Below are 16,578 nucleotides of genomic sequence, written 5' to 3'. Positions count from 1 at the left end.
CCCTTCCGGCGGGCTGGGTCAGGCGCCCCCTGCCTCCACCTCGTCCACTACCAGCCGGTGCAGTTCCGTATCCCCCAGCGGCCGGAAGTGTCCCATTGCCTCCAGCTGCAGGTTGCGGGCGCCGTCGAGCCGGCTGCCGCCGGGAATATGCGGATCAAAGGCCGCGTAAATCGACGTGATCCTGGCGTTTGCCTCCAGGCTGGCCTGCAATCCGCGCAGCAGTTCGTTACGCGGTGAGAACGCGCGGATGGACGGGACCAGGAAATAGCGGGCATACGGCGAGCCGGAAAAGGGTGCGTTCACGGCAACCATGCGGCGGATGCGGTGCCCCTGCGGTCCCAGGAGGACATGCTTGCCGATCAGCCCTCCCTTGCTGTGCGCAACAATCACGGCGCTGTCCAGGTCAGCCGCAGTCAGGTAGTGCTCCACCCGCCGCGCCATCTCGTCGATCCGGCCCCGGTTGTAGCCGAGCGTCGTGACGGTATGGACCGGGTGCCCGCGGGCCGCGAGGGCTTCGGCGAGCGGACGCAGCAGCTGCCAGTCCTCGTAGACTCCCGGGATCAGCACTACCGGTTCGCGCTGTCCGGCATCCGGGTCCGGATGCAGGTAGCCTGACGGATCTTCGCGGCACAGGAAACCCTGGACCTGCCAGCGGGCCACGTAGGCGTAGTCTGCCGCCCACGCGGCGGCCAGCCGCAGGCGGTACTTCAGTCCGCGCTCGGCGTCCGGGCGGGACACCGTGCCGCTCACCTCACGGCCTTCCGGAGTTTGCGCACCCACTCGGCGGTGGGTTCGGGGCTGTTCCACATCAGGACATGGGGCGCAGCGGGCACCTCACCGAGCACGACGCCGTCGCGGGACTCTTCCAGCCGGAGCAGCCAGGAGCGGGGAACGATCGGATCCCTGCTGCCGCTGACCACCGCCACCGGGCAGTGCGTGAGTGCCAGCCGCGCTTCCATCCGGTGGTCCAGCATGCTGCGGAGGGTGCCGAGGTACCAGCGCGGGCCCGTGCGCAGGTAGTCGGTGAAGACGATGCGGTTTACGGCGAGTGTTTCGTGCAGCGTGTCCTGGGCCAGCCGGAAGGCCTGGGCGGCAGCATTCCGCTCGGCCCGGTTCACGGTAGGGGCAAGGAGCAGCATCGAAGCGACCAGCCCGGGGTCCGCGAGCGCGGCTTCCACCACAACCTGGCACCCCATGGAGTGGCCGGCCAGCAGGGCATCTTCAATACCGGCCTGCCGCAGGGCCCCGGTAACGGCCGCGCCGTAACCGGCCATGGTAAGGCCTGCCTGCGGGCGCTCCATTCCGCCGTGGCCTGGCAGCTCCACCAGATGGACGTTGTGGTCCCGGGAGAGTTCGCGTGCCAGGGGCTCAAAGTAGCGCGAGGAAGCGCCGATTCCATGCACCAGGACCACGTCTGGTCCGGGCGTTCCGGACGAACGGAGTCCTACCTCAATCCCACCCGTGCGCAGGCGGCGCACCCCGGGCCTGGCAGCTGTTGCGGACACTTCGCCTCCTGGTTCGCGGCTGCACTCACGGCCGCGCTTCCAGCCTAAGCCGGAGACTTAGGGGAACCTTATTATGAATAGATCAGAATAAGCTGTACTCTTGTTGCATGACTTCCACAGCAGCCTCCGCGGCAGCCACTGACAAGTGGTCAGCGCAGCTGCGTGCACACGGACGCCGGGTCACCAAGCAGCGCCTGGCCGTGCTGGACGCCGTCGACCATTCCCCCCACGCAGGGGCGGATGAAGTCGCAGCTATTGTGCGGACCACCCTTCCGGACATCAGCCTCCAGTCTGTCTACGTAGTCCTCACCGACCTCACGGAAACAGGAATGCTGCGGCGGATCGAACCGCCGCACTCCCCCGCCCTCTATGAGACACGCGTTGATGACAACCACCACCACGCCATGTGCACCGGCTGCGGGCGCATCGAGGACGTTGACTGCGCCGTCGGGCATGCACCATGCCTGACCCCCAGCAACACCCACGGCATGACCATCCAGATTGCCGATGTGCTCTACCAGGGCCTCTGCGCCGACTGCGCAGCGAAGCCGGACACTGCCGTCAAGACTTCCTGACCCCTTGGCTTTAACACTCCACCCAAAAGAAGAAAGAGAGAGAATGTCGAACTTCACCACCACCCAGACCGGCACTCCGGTTGCCAGCGACGCACACTCGCTATCCCACGGAGCTGACGGCGCGGTTGTCCTCCACGACCGCTACCTGGTTGAGAAGCTTGCCCAGTTCAACCGGGAGCGCATCCCGGAGCGCATCGTGCACGCCAAGGGCGGCGGCGCGTTCGGCGAATTCACCGTCACCGAAGACGTGTCCATGTACACCCGTGCCGCTGTTTTCCAGCCCGGCACCACCACCGAAACCATCCAGCGGTTCTCCTCCGTAGCCGGTGAAATGGGCTCGCCCGACACCTGGCGCGACGTCCGCGGTTTCGCACTGCGTTTCTACACCTCCGAGGGCAACTACGACATCGTCGGAAACAACACTCCGGTGTTCTTCATCCGCGACGGCATCAAGTTCCCGGACTTCATCCACTCGCAGAAGCGCCTCCCGGGTTCCGGCCTGCGTGACGCAGACATGCAGTGGGACTTCTGGACCCAGTCCCCCGAGTCCGTACACCAGGTCACATACCTCATGGGCGACCGCGGCATCCCGCGCTCCTGGCGTGAAATGCCCGGCTTCGGCTCCCACACCTACCAGTGGATCAACGCTGCCGGCGAGCGTTTCTGGGTGAAGTACCACTTCACTTCGAACCAGGGCAACCACGAGATCACCGGTGCAGAGGCAGAGCGCATCGCCGGCGCCGACGCCGACTACTACCGCCGCGACCTCTACGAGAACATCGCAGAGGGCAACTTCCCGTCCTGGGACCTGCACGTCCAGGTCATGCCGTACGAGGATGCCAAGAACTACCGGTTCAACCCGTTCGACCTGACTAAGGTCTGGCCGCACGCTGACTACCCGCTGATCAAGGTGGGCACCCACACCCTGAACCGCAACCCGGAGAACTTCTTCGCCCAGATTGAGCAGGTGGCACTCTCCCCCGCCAACCTGGTTCCGGGCATTGCAGCCTCCCCGGACAAGATGCTGATGGCCCGCATCTTCTCCTACCCGGATGCCCAGCGCTACCGTGTGGGCACCAACTACAACCAGCTGCCGGTCAACGCGCCGAAGGCCCCGGTCAACAACTACTCCCAGGACGGCTACGGCCGCTTCGCCTTCAACTCCCCGGAGACCCCGGTCTACGCCCCGAACACCCTGGGCGGCCCCGTGGCGGATCCGGCACTCGCCGGCGAAGGCACGTGGGAGAACGACGGCGCACTGGTGCGTTCTGCAGCGACCCTGCACTCCGAGGACAGCGACTTCGGCCAGGCCGGCACGCTGTACCGCGAGGTGTTCGACGACGCCGCCAAGGAGCGTTTCCTGGAGACCATCACCGGTGCGGTTTCCGGTGTGCAGCGCCCGCACATCCGCGAAGCTGCGATCCAGTACTGGACCAACGTTGACGCCGAGCTCGGCGCCAAGCTGCGGGCCAACCTGGCTGCCGGTGAGACCACGGCCAACGAAAAGGCCGAGTTCGTCGGCGTCGCAGAGTAGCCTGCGGCCCTTCGGCTAGCTGAAAAGCGGCCGGTCCCTTCGGGGGCCGGCCGCTTTTGTCTTCCCCCCCCCATCGAGATGACAGAAACTGCCCGTCTCAGCGCTGTAACGTGCAGTTTCTGCTATCTCGATGATTTGGGGAGGGCTAGCGGGAGGGCCAGTACCAGATCAGCAGCATGGTGACGAGGAAACCGGTCAGGAAGTTCAGCTTCAGGAACCGCTTCCAGCCGGTGTTCGCTTCCTCGGACCGTTCGTCGGTAATACCCAGGAACGGAACGAGGTTCAGCAGGTACGGCACTGCCAGCAGTGCACCGAGCCGCGCGGGCCACGGGGTGAGCAGCATCAGGGCTCCGGCCGCAGCGTAGGCGGCGAAGGCCAGCCGCACTACGGTCTTGCCGCCAAGCACGGTGGCAATGGAAGACAGTCCGCCCTCGCGGTCGGGAATGATGTCCTGCACGGCGCCGAAGGCCTGGCTCGCCATGCCCCACAGGAAGAACGCGCCCAGCACCGCCCAGAGTCCCGGGTTGAACTGCGCGCCGGCGAGCACCAGCGCGTACACGGCCGGGGAAACGAAGTGCGTGCTCGAAGTAATGGAGTCGAGGAACGGCCGTTCCTTGAACCGCAGCCCGGGAGCGCTGTAGGCGATAACCGCGAAAACGCTGACCGCCAGCACCAGCCAGGACAGCGGGGAGCCCAGAAACGCCAGCACCGCCAGGAACGGCACGTTGGCAGCGACCGCCGCCCACAGCGTGATGCGGTGGAACCGGCGGTCCAGCAACGCTCCTTCCACGCCGCCCTTGCGTGGATTGCGCAGGTCGGATTCATAGTCGAAGACGTCATTGATGCCGTACATGGCCAGGTTGTACGGGATCAGGAAGTACAGCGTGCCGATCACCCATGCCGCGTCAATCCCGCCCGTGGTCAGCAGGTACGCGGCTGCGAAGGGGTAGGCAGTGTTGACCCAGGAAAGCGGCCGGGAGGAGAGCAGCAGCATCCGAAGGGTGCCGGGCGTGCGGGTGGCGGGGGCGCTCATTGATTCTCCTCCGGGAGGGCGGCGGCGCGCGGGGACAGCAGTTCCCAGAGCGCGGGCAGCAAAAGGACGGCGGCCAGCGGATAGGCGAAGTCTTCCAGCGGGGCCAGGCCCAGGAACGCACCGGAGATGCGCTCAGGGTTATAGCCGAACAGGTCCACGGCGATCATCAGGTTGTCGAAGACGGCAGTCAGTGCCAGCAGCACCCCGGCGGTTCCGGCCAGGCGCAGGATGAAGCCGCGGTTGCGGTGGCCGGAACGACGGCGGCGCAGGAGTACTGCTGCGAGCAGACCCGCAGCGGGGAGCAGGAAACAGAGGTTCAGCAGCCAGTACGTCACCGCTGCGCCTCCGCCTGCGTGTGGGGCCTGCCGAAACGGGCCGCCGCTACCTTCAGCAGGCCGAACAGCACCATGGTGAGGTAGCAGAGGAAGGCCAGGAAGAACGCTTCTTCCAGCGGCAGGTGGGGTGCCAGTTCAAGGCCGAGCATGAATTGGGTTTCGCCGCGGTAGAAGATATCCAGGCCAATGCCGAAGAGGTCCCAGACCAGGAAGAATGCCAGTCCCGCAACCAGGACGGCCGCGGCACGCAGGGGTGCCCCGGAAAAGAAGAACAGCTGAAAACGGTGGTCCAGCAGCATCATGCAGCCGATCGATGCCAGCAGGAACAGCAGGTACAAAGCCCCCATCAGTGTGTCTTCTCCGATACCCGGGGCGGCTCGGGAAGCGCCTCGGTGCTGGTGTCCCCGCGCAGGCGCTTGAGGACCAGCTCGGCGCTGATGAGGCACATCGGCAGCCCAATTCCAGGCAAGGTTGACCCGCCGGCGTACAGCAGGCCGTCCACCTTGCGGCTGGCATTGGTGCCGCGCAGGAAGGCGCTTTGCTTCAGCACGTGTGCCGGGCCCAGCAGCGTACCTTTCCAGGAATTGAAGTCCGCGGTGAAGTCGCCCGGTCCCACCGTCCGGCGCACGGTGATCCGCTCGGCGAGGTCCGGGATGCCGGCCCAGCCGGAGATCTGGGCAATGACGGTGTCCGCCATCGCCTCAAGCCGCGGATCGCCCGCGCCGTCCACGCCACCACTGCCCAGCGCGGGGTCCGACGGGACGGGGACCAGCACAAAGAGGTTCTCGTGTCCTTCAGGGGCGGCATCCTCATCCGTGGCTGAGGGCCTGCAGATGTACAGCGACGCCGGGTCCGGCACCGACGTGTGCTTGCCGAAGATCTTTTCGAAGTTCGCTTCCCAGTCCTTGGTGAAGAGCAGGGTGTGGTGGGCCAGCTCCGGCAGTTCGCCGCGGACGCCCAGGTGCAGGAGGATACCGCCGGGGCCGGGGATGCGGGATTCCCAGTACTTCGGCGGGTAGGTCTGCAGCTGGGCGGGCAGCAACCGGGTTTCGGTGTGGTGCAGGTCAGCCGCGGAGACCACCAGATCGGCGTCGAGCACTGCAGGCATGCCGGCGGCGTCGCGGTATTCGACGCCGGTGGCCCGGGCCCTGCCGTTGCCCTGCTGTTCGGTGCGGATCGCGGTGACGTTGGCTTCCAGCTGGATCTTCACTCCCTCGGACTCGGCCAGGGAAGCGATCACCGTGATCAGCCGGTGGAACCCGCCGCGCGGATAGAGCACGCCGTCGGACAGGTCCAGGCGGCTCATCAGGTGGTACATGCTCGGCGTCGTGAACGGGGAAGAGCCCAGGAACACTGCCGGATAGCCCAGGATCTGCCGGATCCGCGGATCGGTGAACCGCTTCGCAACGAAGGAGCTCAGCGGCTGCAGCAGCAGCTTCGCCAGGCGCGGCCCGCGGGAGAGCACGTCCGGGCGCAGCAGCGGCAGGAAAGAGGCGAAGGTGCTGTAGAGGAAACGCTTCTTTGCCACGTCGTAGACCTCGGCAGCGGAATCCAGGTACTTCTCCAGCCGGGCGCCGGCTCCGGGTTCCAGCGACTCGAACAGTTCAACGTTCTTCGCACGGGTGGCCTGCACATCAACCGGAGCAGCCTCGTCCTCGAAGTACACGCGGTACCCCGGGTCCAGTTGCACCAGTTCCAGCTGTTCCTCCGCGCTGGTGCCCAGCAGGCGGAAGAAGTGGTCGAATACCTCGGGCATCAGGTACCAGGAGGGCCCGGTGTCGAAGCGGAAGCCTTCGGTTTCCCAGTTGCCGGTGCGGCCGCCGGGTGTGCTGTTCTTCTCCAGCACCGTGACGTCCAGGCCCTCGCGGGCCAGGAGGGCCGCGGTGGCGAGGCCGGTGATTCCCCCGCCAATAACGACGGCGGTACGCGGGCTGGACGTGGATTTTCCGGGGGTCATGGCGCCCTTTCGGCGTCGGGGGTGGAGTAGGCCGGGACGGAGGTGCGGCGCAGCCGGTGCCGGTAGACCGCGTCCGCTGCGATCCGCAGCTTGACGGGATTCGGTACCCGGATCCGCGTGGTGCGAAGCCGGGATGCCGGGGTCCGGCGCAGACGGCGGGCGAGCTCCGCGAACAGTTCCTGGGCCAGCGCGACGGCGGGGCGGCAGTCCCGGGGCAGCTCGGCGATGGCCGCCCCGGAGACGAGGAGGTCCGCTTCGATGTCGTCCAGCAGCCGGTGCTTGTCGGCCTCCGTGAATGCGTCCACGGTGACGCCGGGGAAGTAGCTGCGGCCCAGTGCCTCGAAGTCTTCCGCCAGGTCGCGGAGGAAGTTCACCTTCTGGAACGCGGAGCCCAGCCGCTGCGCTCCCTCGCGCAGGCGTTTTTCCTGGTCAGCGGGAACCGTCCGGCCGTCAAGGAAACACTGGAGGCACATCAGGCCGATCACTTCGGCGGACCCGTAGACGTAGTCCTCGAAACTGGCCTGGGTGTGTTCGGCCCGGGTCAGGTCCGCACGCATGGACCGGAAGAAGGGTCCGGTGAGGTCCGTGCCGATCCCGGTGCGGCGGGCGGTCAGTGCGAAAGCATGGACCACCAGGTTCACGCTGTAGCCGGTGCGCAGCGCGTTTGCCGTCTCGGCCTCCAGGTCATCGAGCATGCGCCGGATCTCGGGTGGAGGAACCTCTGCGGCAGCGGCGACCCCGTCCACGATCTCATCCGCCAGCCGGACCAGCGCGTAGATGGTTTCGATCTGGCGCCTGGTCCGGGGTGCCAGCAGCCGGGAAGCAAGCCCGAAGGATGTGGAGTAGGCCCGGATCATGACTGCGGCCGTATCAACGGCAGCCTGGTTGTAGAGGGGCAGCCCCGTGGTCTGGCCCACGGCTACCGGCCCCGGTTCACGGAAGCGGAAACGACGTCGTCCAGCACCGCTGCCAGGCCAGCCGGCACCTCGGCGCACTCCAGGTAGCTGCGGGCACTCGAGGCGAAGTTCGCAGCGAGGTCCTGGGCGTACTGCCGGGCACCGCAATCCACCAGGATCCTGCGGGCACGGTCTGCGTCCTCCGGAGCCATGTCCGGGCGGCCAATAATGCCGGAGAGCTCCGGCCAGCCGGCGGTCTGCGCGGCATAGGCGATCAGCACGGTGCGCTTGCCTTCGCGGAGGTCCCCCATACTGGACTTGCCCGTGGCGCTTTCATTGCCGAAAACACCCAGCAGGTCATCCACCAGCTGGTAGGCGATGCCAATGTCGCGGCCGAACCGGCCGAGGGCAGAGGCGACTTCGGTGCCGGCTCCGGCCAGGACCGCGCCGGCGCGCAGCGGGGCTTCGAAGGAGTACACGGCGGTCTTCAGCCGTTCCATGTCCAGGATCTCGGCCAGGGGCGGCGAGCCGGCCGCGAAGGAGAAGTCGACGTCGATCAGTTCTCCGCCGGCGGACGCGAAGACGGCTTCGTCAAGGATCCCTGCCAGGATTTCGCGGGTCATGGGGTCCGTGGAGACGGAGTCAAGCATGCGAAAGGCGCCGGTCAGGGCGAGGTCTCCGGCGATGATGCCCACGGACAGTCCGCGGTGCCGGGCTACTTCGGCTGGTTCGCCGGCAGTCTCGGCCATCCGGCGGTAGACCCCGGAGACGTTGTCCTGGCCGCGGCGGACAAAGTCCAGGTCAATCACGTCATCGTGGACGATCAGCGCGGTGTGCAGGAGTTCGAATGCCGCACCCACCCGGGCTGCCGCTTCCAGATCGGTTCCGCCCAGGTGTGTGTAGGCCGTCATCACGATCTGCGGGCGCAGCCTCTTGCCGCCAACCGTGGATTTTTCGAGGGTCTCCCAGAGGCTAAGGTAGCTGGGACTGATCCGCTCGGCGCGTTCCTTGGCCGCGGTGAAGAACCCGTCCAGGACACGGTCCACCTGCTGATGGCCAATTCTCTCGTCAGGCAAGTGTTCTGTCTCCATGCATAAAGTAAACACGCTGATCGTTAGGGGAAGAAATGCCGCAACGCCGGGAAGAAGTCATTCTGGTCGATAAAGGGGGCCAAATGATAGGTACAGCGGACAAGATGACCGTGCATACCAGCGACACGCCGCTGCATCTGGCCTTCTCGACGCACGTCTACCACCCGGATGGCCGCATCCTCGTGACGCGGCGGGCGCTCTCCAAACTGACCTGGCCCGGAGTCTGGACCAACTCGTTCTGCGGCCATCCCGGTCCCGGTGAGGCCACCGAGGATGCCGTGGTGCGCCGGGCCGAACGCGAGCTGGGACTGACGCTGAACAGCATCGCCGTCGCGCTTCCCGAGTTCCGCTACCGGGCCGTTGATGCCTCGGGCATCGTGGAGAACGAGATCTGCCCCGTCTACACCGCCGTTGCGGAGGCCGACCCGGTCCCGGCCGCGGATGAGGTCATGGACTGGACCTGGGCCGATCCGGCGAAGCTGGTTGAATCCGTGCGGCTCACGCCCTGGGCTTTCAGTCCCTGGCTGGTGCTGCAGCTTCCCCTGCTTTACCCCGAAAACGCCTGATCCAGCGTTCCCACGGCGGCGCTGCCTGCCAGTGCACCGCAAGGGTGTGGAAGGCCCGGCGGAAGCGGCGGACCAGGTTGGACCAGCCGGTCACCGCCCGCGGTGCCATGCCAACCACGAGGTTTCGGTCCCAGGCACAGCGGTAGTCCTGGCCCAGGTGCGCACTGAGGCAGACGTCGTCGTGCTGCTCCGGGTCTTCCCGGTGAACTGCCTGACCTACCTCGCGCCACACGTCCGTGCGCAGCGCCAGATTGGATCCGAACAGGGGACGGTGGGCCAGCGCCAGCGTCATCGCCTGGTAGTAGGAACCGAGGTAGAGCCCGGAGAGGATCCGCCCGGCCCGGGGTGGGAAACCATAGAACCGTCCCGGTCCGCTGACGGCGGCGAGCTGCGGGTCGGCGGCGAAATGTTCCGCTAACTGCTTAATCCATTCCGGGGGAAGGACGCAGTCCGCGTCGCATCTGGCAATGATGTCCGAGGTGGCGGCGTCGTATCCGGCGGCGGCCGCGGCGGGGATGCCGGGCTTGGCTTCAAACACCACCCGGGCGCCGAGCCCCCGGGCCACCTCGGCACTGTTGTCGGTGCTGTTGTTGTCCACCACCACAATTTCGGCGGGCTGCACGCTCTGGACGGCCAGCGAGGCAAGGCATGTCCTCAGCGCTTCGGCGTCGTTGAGGCATGGGATGACGACGCTGACGGACGGAAGTGCGGGGGCTGGCATGCCAGTGATCCTACGTGCAACTGGGCGGCTGATGCCCGCCGCGGAGTATGGGCGGCCGAAGTTCTGCTCCGCTACGGTTAGAACATGATCGATGCCCTCCTGCGCCGACCGGTCTCTGCCGCCGAGGTGGCTTCGGACGGCATCCGCCTGCTGGGCGCAGTGAGCCTGCTGGTGGCCCTGCTCTGGTACGGCCCGGTCGAGGCAGCCCTGTTCGCACTGGTGCTGCTGGGCCTCCTGGTGTCCCGCTGCCTGCCGGCAGCCCCGCTGTTTTCTTCGCTCTACGGCCTAACCCTGCTCCTGGCCGCATGGAGCAGCGTGATGGACCTGTACGCACGGATTTCCTGGTGGGACCTCGCCGTCCATTTCGCGGCTACCGGCACCATCGCTGTCATGGCCTGGTACCTGCTCGCAGCTTACGGGGCCGTGACGGCCTGGCAGGACTCCGGGCAGCCGGTTCCGGCCTTCGCGGTCCCAGCAGTGGTAACTGCGCTGGGCCTGGCCCTGAGCGTGCTGTGGGAGTTCGGCGAGTGGTGGGGGCACTACTACGTGGATGCCACGATCAACGTCGGCTACCGGGACACGATCGGGGACCTTGCGGCCGGCGGACTGGGCTCGGTGCTCTCCGGCATCCTGCTGGCCCGCCTGCTGCGGCGGAACCCTCCCCCGGCACACCGCGGCGCACCCGGCAGCACGCTCCAGCGGCGGGTCCAGGGCTGAAGCGCGTGCCGGCGGACGGATCAGCGGCGGCCTGAGACCGGGGGGATTCCAAAGGAACGGAACTCCTCCGGGCGATATGAACCCCACATGTTCCACCAGTTCTCGTCCGCGCCCCACACGACGGGCGGACGGGCGTCATCGTAGATCTGCTCGAGGTCGGTGTAGAGCTCAACCACTGCGCCCGAGGATTCGACGTAATACGCCGCGATGTTGTGTCCGGCGCCGTGGCGGACCGGCCCCCAAATCAGCTCACGGCCCAACCGGTTCAGCCGGTCTCCCAGCTTGCCCAGGTCCACGATGGACTGGGCCTGCCAGGCATGGTGGTGGAACGTGCCCTTGCCCTGGATCAGCGCAATGCCGTGGTGGTCCGGGTTGCACCGCATGAAGTAGGCGAAGTCGTCGCCAATAACATCGGACAGCCGGAAGTCCAGCACCCGGGCGAGGAACTCCATCATGGTCCGGACGTTGCGGGGGTGGAAGTTCAGGTGCCCGTAGCGGTCCGGCCCAAAGGACAGGGGTCCGGTCTCGCTGGCCTGCAGGTCGGTGTAGATGTCAAAGACCCAGTCTTCCGGGCCAATGAAGCTGAAGCCGTCCTGCACACCTGCCGACACCGGCGTCTCGCTGATCACCGGCAGGTTTTCGGCTTCGACCCGGCGCCGGATCTCCCGCAGGGCGTCTCCGTCCCGGGCCACCAGGCCAAGCGAATGGATACCGTTGGTGTCCGAGTCGACATACACCAGTTCATGGTGGACCGCCGCGGCGGCCAGGTATGTCTCCCGGCCTGCCTGTTCTGTGACGCGCAGGCCCAGCAGCCCGGTTGCATCCGCAACCGCGGCATCGACGTCGGTGGTCTGGATGGACACATGGCCCATTTCCCGGATCAAGCCCCAAGACATGTTTTCTCCTTGCAAGATAGGTACGCCGCTAGATGGAATCGCCGTGCGGGGCGTTAGAGGTTCGGGGCAGCCGTACTGCCCACGCGTCCGAGTTCCGGCACCAGCGCGGCGAGCTCTGCCAGGACCGCTGCTTCACCGCCGGCTTCGAACACGGCCGCGACGTAACGGTCCGGGCGGACCAGCAGGCCAGTGCCCGGCGGAACCTCGCGGAAGGCGCCCTCGGTGTCCATTACGTGCATGGTCCGCCGGTGCGCGTAGCCAGCCCCGGCAGGTGCCACCTCGATGCGGTCCGCGCCGAGGAACCGCAGCCGGCTCCAGCCGAGCCCAAGAACAGCGTCCAGGCCGGATTCCGCTCCGTCGTCGGTCCGGACGGACGGCTGGGTCAGGGCACGGCCCACCAGTTCGGCGGCCGGTTTGGACGTGTCCCGGGACGGCGGGACCAGGCACCCGGAGGTGTAGTGCGGCTGCTTGAGGAACCGCATCTGCGTGATCCACCGGTTCAGCGGCGGAACCAGCGATGACGCGGCGAGCAGCTTGTCCCGTGCTGCGGCTGCCAGCGGGTTGGTGGCCATCACCACCTGACCGATCAGGTGGGAGAGCCGGACCATGTCCGCTGTGTGCGGCCGGCGCTCCGCGGCGTAGGTATCCAGCAGTGCTTCCGGAGCACCGTTGACCTGCGCCGCGATCTTCCAGGCCAGGTTCGCTGCGTCCCGGACTCCGGCGTTGAGCGCCTGGCCGGCGAATGGAGGCATCAGATGAGCGGCGTCACCGGCAAGGATCACCCGTCCACGGCGGTATTCCGCGGCGATGCGCTGGTGGGCCACGTAAACGGCGGCCCTCCGGATGTTCTCCGGCTCCACGGATTCGTACGGAGCCACAAGCCCGGCAATGAACTCCGGGGTGGTCACTTCCTCGGCACGTTCCCCCGGCAGCAGCATGAACTCGTACCGGCGCCGCCCCTTGGCCCCGGGGACCTGCACTACCGGGCGGGTTCCGTTGCAGTGGAATTCGGCGAACTTCTCGGTCTGCACCTGTGAGTTCGCAATGTCGACGACGATCCACTGCTGTGCCTGGGTACTTCCCTCAAGCGCGATTCCCAGCCGGGTCCGGATGGGGCTCCTGCCGCCGTCGCAGGCCAGGACCCACTTGGACCGGACCCGCTGGACTGCACCGCCGCGGAGGATCAGCGCTTCGACGCTGCTGCCGTGATCCGTCAGGGACAGGACCTCGGATTCAAGGCGCAGGTCAATGCCCGGGCGCCGCCGAACGGCATCCAGCAGGAGCGATTCCATGACCGGTTGGTCAAACTGGGATTTGCCGGGCTGGCCCAGACGCGGCCGGCCCGGACGGACTTCCGCCATGAGCTGTCCACGGCGGCCGAAGTACCGCGCGCCCGTGTCCATCAGCATCTCCGGAACAAGCTTGTCCAGCACACCGATCTCCGCCATGACGCGCAGCGTTTCATCAGTCACGCTGATGGCGCGCGGCGAGTCACTGGTAGTCGCTTCTTTTTCGGCGAGGACCACGTTGAGGCCATAGTCGGCCAGCAGGACAGCCGCCGTCATGCCGATTGGGCCGGCGCCAACTACCAGGACGTCGGTCTCCGTTCGTTCTTCCATGCCGCGCTCCTTCCGTTGACCTGCCGGCCTACTCGCAGCGCTGGACTGTGTTGCGCAGGACACCCAGGCCGCTGACCTCAACCTCGACGACGTCGCCGTCGCTGAGCAGGCCCGAGGGCTCCATGAACAGGCCCACTCCGCCGGGGGTCCCGGTGACAATGACGTCGCCTGCGGAGAGCTTGGTGAAGCCCGTGACGTACTCGATGAGCTCGGGGATGGAGAAGTACAGGTCGCCCAGGGCGGCCTTCTGCCGCACTTCGCCGTTGACACGCGTCTCCAGGACCATTGAATCCAGGTCCTCGATGTCGGAGGCGGGAACGAGGTAGGGGCCGAAGGCCCCAGTGCCCGGGAAATTCTTGCCGGGGATCCACTGGGAAGCGTTGCGCTGCCAGTCCCGTACGGAGAAGTCGTTGTAGGCGCCGTATCCGGCGACGTAATCAAAGGCGTCTTCCTTCGAAACGTGCCAGGCGTCCTTCGAAATGACCAGGGCCATCTCACCCTCGTAGTCGTACTGGGTGGTGGAAGCCGGCATCAGGGCCGGTGCCAGGTGGCCCATCTGGGTGTCTGCGAACCGGGTGAAGACGGTGGGAGCCTTCTGCTCCACCTTGCCGGTCTCTTCCTGGTGGCTGCGGTAGTTCACACCGATGCAGATGATCTTGCCCGGTTCCGTGACCGGAGGCAGGAAGGTGATCTCTGCTTCGGCAGCAGCCGGTGCGGAGGAGTACTGCTCCGATTGGACGTTGCCGAAAACGCCGTCCCGAACGGCGTCGCCGAGGTTCGCTGCGAGGTTCAGGCCGCTGGGGCCGAGGTCGTAAACGGTGTCGCCTTCAACGACGCCCCAGGTCCGGGCTCCTGCGGGGGAAATGTAGCTGGCGTAGCGCATGGTCATTCCTTTGGCTTGTCCTTGGCTATTGGCCCGGTGTTTCCCGGACCGCCTGCCGGCGTGTGGTGATCGCCACAACACTAACCAGCGAATAAGCTACTCGTCAATGAAAAATATATTATTTGCGCATAATCCTGAATGGTCTCGTTTTACGGCAGAATCAGGAGCAGGAAACGGGAGGAACCATGGCACAGGCAGGGACCCAAGCGGTCGAACGCATTCGGGAGGACATCCTTCGGGGTGAATGGGAGCCCGGAACCCGGCTGCAGCCGGTAGCGCTGGCGGCAAGGCTCGGCACCAGCAGCACCGTGGTCCGGGAAGCACTGGCGAGACTCGCCGGCGACGGGCTGGTGACGGCGCAGCCCAACCGGGGGTTTTTCATCCGGGAGCTTGACATTCGGGAGCTGGAGGACCTGACCGAGCTCCGGTGTGTCACCGAGGAGCTCGCAGCCCGGCTCGCCGTCGAGCGGGGAGACGTGGTGTGGGAATCCGAAGTCATGGCGGTGCATCACCAGCTGGCACGGATTCCCCGGCGGTCAGCGGAAGACCCGGACCACGTCGATCCTGCCTGGCAGAAGGCCCACAAAGCTTTCCACCTCAAGCTGCTGGAGGCCAGCGCGTGCAGGCCCATGCTGAAACTGGCTTCGGACCTCTCCGATGCCACGGAGCTGTACAGGTGCTGGGCGGCACCGCACGTTGAGCCCGGAAGCCGCGACGTCGAGGGAGAGCACCGGGACATCCTCGCAGCAGCGCTGGCGCGCGATGCGGTGGAACTGGCCCGGCTCCTGCGGGCGCACTACGAGGCGACTGTCCGCGTAGTCCTTGATTCCGGTATTGCCCTGCCGCGCAGCGCGGACTGAATCCGCGGGCGGCAGGGTCCGGGCTCCTAGACCGACCGCGAGGAACCGCCGTCGACCCTTATGTTCTGGCCCGTCATGTAGCTGGATTCCTCACCGGCCAGGAATCGGACCACCCGCGCCACTTCGGCAGCCGCAGCGGCTCTGCGCAGCGGGATGCGCTGGGTCCAGTCCGGCGGAACCGTAGACGGATCTTCCTTGGTGAAGCCGGGCAGCACGTTGTTCATCCGGATCCCCGCGGGACCGTACTCGTCCGTGTACAGCTTGGTAAATGAGGCCAGCGCCGCACGGAAGGTGGCCGAGACCGGATAGCGCGGATTCGGTTCGAACGGTGAACTGGTGGAGATGTTCACGATTGTTCCTCCACCGGCCGCTTCGAAATGCGGGGTAATGATCCGGGCCATGCGGACTACGTTCATCAGGAAGGCGTTCATGCCGTCTTCCCACTGCTCGTCGGTGATCTCCAGGACCGGACCGGCTGCACCATGACCGGAGCCATTGACCACAGTGTCGACGCGGCCAAACTCGGCCAGCGCGAGGTCTACGATCGCCTGCAGGTCCCCGGCGGAGCGGTTGGAGCCTTCCAAACCGACCCCGCCGAGGCTTTCAGCAAGTTTTTTCGCGCTGCCTGACGGCGACAGGGCCGCCACCCGGTAGCCATGGGCCGAGAGTTCACGGACTACCGCGGCACCAATGCCGGAGCCCCCGGCGATGACGACTGCTGTCCTAGGACTCGGCGTCGGCTGCATCCAGGTTCCCTTCAATTTCGGCGGCCTTCCGCTGGATCAGAGCTTCGACGGCGGTGGCGGACAGGTCTGCGAACTCCATGAAGTCGATCTCATCCCCCGCTGAGGCGGCGATGTAGAAACCGTCCGTCAGGGCCCGGCCGAGTACCACCATTTTGCGTCCGAACGCCGGATCGACCGCCAGCACCGATGCAGGCACCTGCGGTTCCACGCGCTGGACCATCAGCTCGAACATCTCTTTGCGGACGTCAAGATATTTTTCCCTGGCGAGGTTCCCGGCCAGCCGTTTCTCCAGCGCGAAAAGCAGTGCCAGGATCCAGAAAGCCTCCGCGCGGTTCTCAGGATCCACGGAACCGCCGGCAGAGCCGGCGATGCTTCGCCGAAGCAGGTCACGGTTGGTGGGGCCGGTGTGGTCGGCCTTCCACTGCTCGAAGCAGTACTCGATGAGCTCGGCGAAGAGCTGTTCCTTGTTATTGAAGTGCCAATAGACCGAACCGACGGGCAGACCGGACAGGCGCGCCACCTCAGCCATGGTGGTTCCTTCGTAGCCCGCGGTGACGGCCAGCGTCAGGGCCGCCTCAAGAATTGCCTTCTCATTGCCGGGGGTACTCTGATGCGCGCGGCTCCTGCGGGTCACCGTTGTCCTT

At 66.3% G+C, this 16,578-nt stretch carries 19 protein-coding genes; 5 read left to right on the top strand and 14 right to left on the bottom strand.

Annotated features, from left to right (window positions below; translation table 11 throughout):
* Window positions 1-18: 18 nt before the first annotated feature.
* Both ACSLGO_RS01630 and ACSLGO_RS01625 read right to left on the bottom strand, forming a co-directional pair.
* The gene (locus ACSLGO_RS01630; RefSeq protein WP_436399760.1) at window positions 19-780 is read right to left on the bottom strand and encodes an esterase/lipase family protein; all 762 of its coding nucleotides are present in this window, start codon (window positions 778-780) and stop codon (window positions 19-21) included.
* Window positions 747-1,505 carry an alpha/beta fold hydrolase gene (locus tag ACSLGO_RS01625; RefSeq protein WP_091602441.1) on the bottom strand — a complete coding sequence of 253 codons (759 nt, stop codon included), beginning with the start codon at window positions 1,503-1,505 and terminating at the stop codon, window positions 747-749. The genes ACSLGO_RS01630 and ACSLGO_RS01625 overlap by 34 nt, the downstream gene beginning before the upstream one ends.
* 107 nt (window positions 1,506-1,612) lie before the next feature.
* Here ACSLGO_RS01625 and ACSLGO_RS01620 point away from each other — a divergent pair, with 107 nt between their 5' ends.
* Window positions 1,613-2,080, top strand: a complete 468-nt coding sequence (locus ACSLGO_RS01620) for a Fur family transcriptional regulator (RefSeq protein WP_386885288.1) — start codon at window positions 1,613-1,615, stop codon at window positions 2,078-2,080.
* Between the two features lie 43 nt (window positions 2,081-2,123).
* Entirely contained in the window at window positions 2,124-3,614 is a 1,491-nt protein-coding gene (locus ACSLGO_RS01615; protein ID WP_436399759.1) for a catalase, read from the top strand.
* A 145-nt stretch (window positions 3,615-3,759) separates the two neighbouring features.
* On the opposite strand, the gene ACSLGO_RS01610 is transcribed toward ACSLGO_RS01615, so the two are convergent.
* The 6 genes from ACSLGO_RS01610 to ACSLGO_RS01585 are packed head-to-tail and all read right to left on the bottom strand — an operon-like array spanning window position 3,760 to window position 8,911.
* Window positions 3,760-4,647, bottom strand: a complete 888-nt coding sequence (locus ACSLGO_RS01610; RefSeq protein ID WP_433122311.1) for a prenyltransferase — start codon at window positions 4,645-4,647, stop codon at window positions 3,760-3,762.
* Complete coding sequence (locus ACSLGO_RS01605; protein WP_386917053.1) at window positions 4,644-4,982, bottom strand: lycopene cyclase domain-containing protein; 339 nt, start codon at window positions 4,980-4,982, stop codon at window positions 4,644-4,646. The genes ACSLGO_RS01610 and ACSLGO_RS01605 overlap by 4 nt, the downstream gene beginning before the upstream one ends.
* Window positions 4,979-5,329 (bottom strand): lycopene cyclase domain-containing protein, encoded by a 351-nt coding sequence (locus ACSLGO_RS01600; RefSeq protein ID WP_091602425.1) that lies wholly within the window; start codon window positions 5,327-5,329, stop codon window positions 4,979-4,981. The genes ACSLGO_RS01605 and ACSLGO_RS01600 overlap by 4 nt, the downstream gene beginning before the upstream one ends.
* Window positions 5,329-6,939 carry a phytoene desaturase family protein gene (gene crtI, locus ACSLGO_RS01595; RefSeq protein ID WP_436399758.1) on the bottom strand — a complete coding sequence of 537 codons (1,611 nt, stop codon included), beginning with the start codon at window positions 6,937-6,939 and terminating at the stop codon, window positions 5,329-5,331. Before crtI ends, ACSLGO_RS01600 begins: the two co-directional genes overlap by 1 nt.
* On the bottom strand, window positions 6,936-7,856 hold the full coding sequence (locus tag ACSLGO_RS01590) for a phytoene/squalene synthase family protein (RefSeq protein ID WP_226802309.1): 921 nt from the start codon (window positions 7,854-7,856) through the stop codon (window positions 6,936-6,938). The genes crtI and ACSLGO_RS01590 overlap by 4 nt, the downstream gene beginning before the upstream one ends.
* Window positions 7,857-7,858: 2 nt before the next feature.
* Window positions 7,859-8,911, bottom strand: coding sequence for a polyprenyl synthetase family protein (locus tag ACSLGO_RS01585; protein ID WP_255300464.1), 1,053 nt, complete (start codon window positions 8,909-8,911; stop codon window positions 7,859-7,861).
* Between the two features lie 50 nt (window positions 8,912-8,961).
* On the opposite strand from ACSLGO_RS01585, the gene idi reads away from it, so the two are divergent.
* Window positions 8,962-9,492 (top strand): isopentenyl-diphosphate Delta-isomerase, encoded by a 531-nt coding sequence (gene idi / locus ACSLGO_RS01580; RefSeq protein WP_091602417.1) that lies wholly within the window; start codon window positions 8,962-8,964, stop codon window positions 9,490-9,492.
* Here idi and ACSLGO_RS01575 read toward each other — a convergent pair.
* Window positions 9,440-10,213 (bottom strand): glycosyltransferase family 2 protein, encoded by a 774-nt coding sequence (locus ACSLGO_RS01575; RefSeq protein ID WP_436399757.1) that lies wholly within the window; start codon window positions 10,211-10,213, stop codon window positions 9,440-9,442. The genes idi and ACSLGO_RS01575 overlap by 53 nt on opposite strands.
* Window positions 10,214-10,297: 84 nt before the next feature.
* On the opposite strand from ACSLGO_RS01575, the gene ACSLGO_RS01570 reads away from it, so the two are divergent.
* Complete coding sequence (locus tag ACSLGO_RS01570) at window positions 10,298-10,930, top strand: hypothetical protein (protein ID WP_436399756.1); 633 nt, start codon at window positions 10,298-10,300, stop codon at window positions 10,928-10,930.
* Window positions 10,931-10,950: 20 nt separating this feature from the next.
* Here the strand turns inward: ACSLGO_RS01570 and ACSLGO_RS01565 are convergent, their stop codons facing one another.
* The 3 genes from ACSLGO_RS01565 to ACSLGO_RS01555 are packed head-to-tail and all read right to left on the bottom strand — an operon-like array spanning window position 10,951 to window position 14,334.
* The gene (locus ACSLGO_RS01565; protein WP_386885302.1) at window positions 10,951-11,826 is read right to left on the bottom strand and encodes a VOC family protein; all 876 of its coding nucleotides are present in this window, start codon (window positions 11,824-11,826) and stop codon (window positions 10,951-10,953) included.
* Between the two features lie 53 nt (window positions 11,827-11,879).
* Entirely contained in the window at window positions 11,880-13,445 is a 1,566-nt protein-coding gene (locus tag ACSLGO_RS01560) for an FAD-dependent monooxygenase (RefSeq protein ID WP_436399755.1), read from the bottom strand.
* Window positions 13,446-13,473: 28 nt separating this feature from the next.
* Window positions 13,474-14,334, bottom strand: a complete 861-nt coding sequence (locus tag ACSLGO_RS01555) for a fumarylacetoacetate hydrolase family protein (protein ID WP_386885306.1) — start codon at window positions 14,332-14,334, stop codon at window positions 13,474-13,476.
* Window positions 14,335-14,513: 179 nt separating this feature from the next.
* On the opposite strand from ACSLGO_RS01555, the gene ACSLGO_RS01550 reads away from it, so the two are divergent.
* Entirely contained in the window at window positions 14,514-15,188 is a 675-nt protein-coding gene (locus tag ACSLGO_RS01550; RefSeq protein WP_091602401.1) for a GntR family transcriptional regulator, read from the top strand.
* 26 nt (window positions 15,189-15,214) lie between these two features.
* Here ACSLGO_RS01550 and ACSLGO_RS01545 read toward each other — a convergent pair whose 3' ends face one another.
* Window positions 15,215-15,934, bottom strand: coding sequence for an SDR family oxidoreductase (locus ACSLGO_RS01545; RefSeq protein ID WP_091602398.1), 720 nt, complete (start codon window positions 15,932-15,934; stop codon window positions 15,215-15,217).
* The gene (locus ACSLGO_RS01540) at window positions 15,912-16,568 is read right to left on the bottom strand and encodes a TetR/AcrR family transcriptional regulator (protein WP_091602395.1); all 657 of its coding nucleotides are present in this window, start codon (window positions 16,566-16,568) and stop codon (window positions 15,912-15,914) included. The genes ACSLGO_RS01545 and ACSLGO_RS01540 overlap by 23 nt, the downstream gene beginning before the upstream one ends.
* Window positions 16,569-16,578 lie beyond the last annotated feature (10 nt).

The sequence above is a fragment of the Arthrobacter sp. IK3 genome (assembly GCF_051337705.1).
In the GTDB taxonomy this organism is placed as follows: Bacteria; Actinomycetota; Actinomycetes; order Actinomycetales; family Micrococcaceae; genus Arthrobacter_B; species Arthrobacter_B koreensis.
The sequence above is the reverse complement of the archived record's forward strand: the minus strand, read 5'-3'. Positions and strand labels throughout refer to the sequence as shown.

Coding starts and splice junctions, on each gene's coding strand:
- ACSLGO_RS01545 (WP_091602398.1), bottom strand. CDS start 15,934: ATGCAGCCGACGCCGAGTCCTAGGACAGCAGTCGTCATCGCCGGGGGC.
- ACSLGO_RS01550 (WP_091602401.1), top strand. CDS start 14,514: ATGGCACAGGCAGGGACCCAAGCGGTCGAACGCATTCGGGAGGACATC.
- ACSLGO_RS01615 (WP_436399759.1), top strand. CDS start 2,124: ATGTCGAACTTCACCACCACCCAGACCGGCACTCCGGTTGCCAGCGAC.
- ACSLGO_RS01560 (WP_436399755.1), bottom strand. CDS start 13,445: ATGGAAGAACGAACGGAGACCGACGTCCTGGTAGTTGGCGCCGGCCCA.
- ACSLGO_RS01620 (WP_386885288.1), top strand. CDS start 1,613: ATGACTTCCACAGCAGCCTCCGCGGCAGCCACTGACAAGTGGTCAGCG.
- idi (WP_091602417.1), top strand. CDS start 8,962: ATGCCGCAACGCCGGGAAGAAGTCATTCTGGTCGATAAAGGGGGCCAA.
- ACSLGO_RS01555 (WP_386885306.1), bottom strand. CDS start 14,334: ATGACCATGCGCTACGCCAGCTACATTTCCCCCGCAGGAGCCCGGACC.
- ACSLGO_RS01565 (WP_386885302.1), bottom strand. CDS start 11,826: ATGTCTTGGGGCTTGATCCGGGAAATGGGCCATGTGTCCATCCAGACC.
- crtI (WP_436399758.1), bottom strand. CDS start 6,939: ATGACCCCCGGAAAATCCACGTCCAGCCCGCGTACCGCCGTCGTTATT.
- ACSLGO_RS01600 (WP_091602425.1), bottom strand. CDS start 5,329: ATGGGGGCTTTGTACCTGCTGTTCCTGCTGGCATCGATCGGCTGCATG.
- ACSLGO_RS01610 (WP_433122311.1), bottom strand. CDS start 4,647: ATGAGCGCCCCCGCCACCCGCACGCCCGGCACCCTTCGGATGCTGCTG.
- ACSLGO_RS01570 (WP_436399756.1), top strand. CDS start 10,298: ATGATCGATGCCCTCCTGCGCCGACCGGTCTCTGCCGCCGAGGTGGCT.
- ACSLGO_RS01575 (WP_436399757.1), bottom strand. CDS start 10,213: ATGCCAGCCCCCGCACTTCCGTCCGTCAGCGTCGTCATCCCATGCCTC.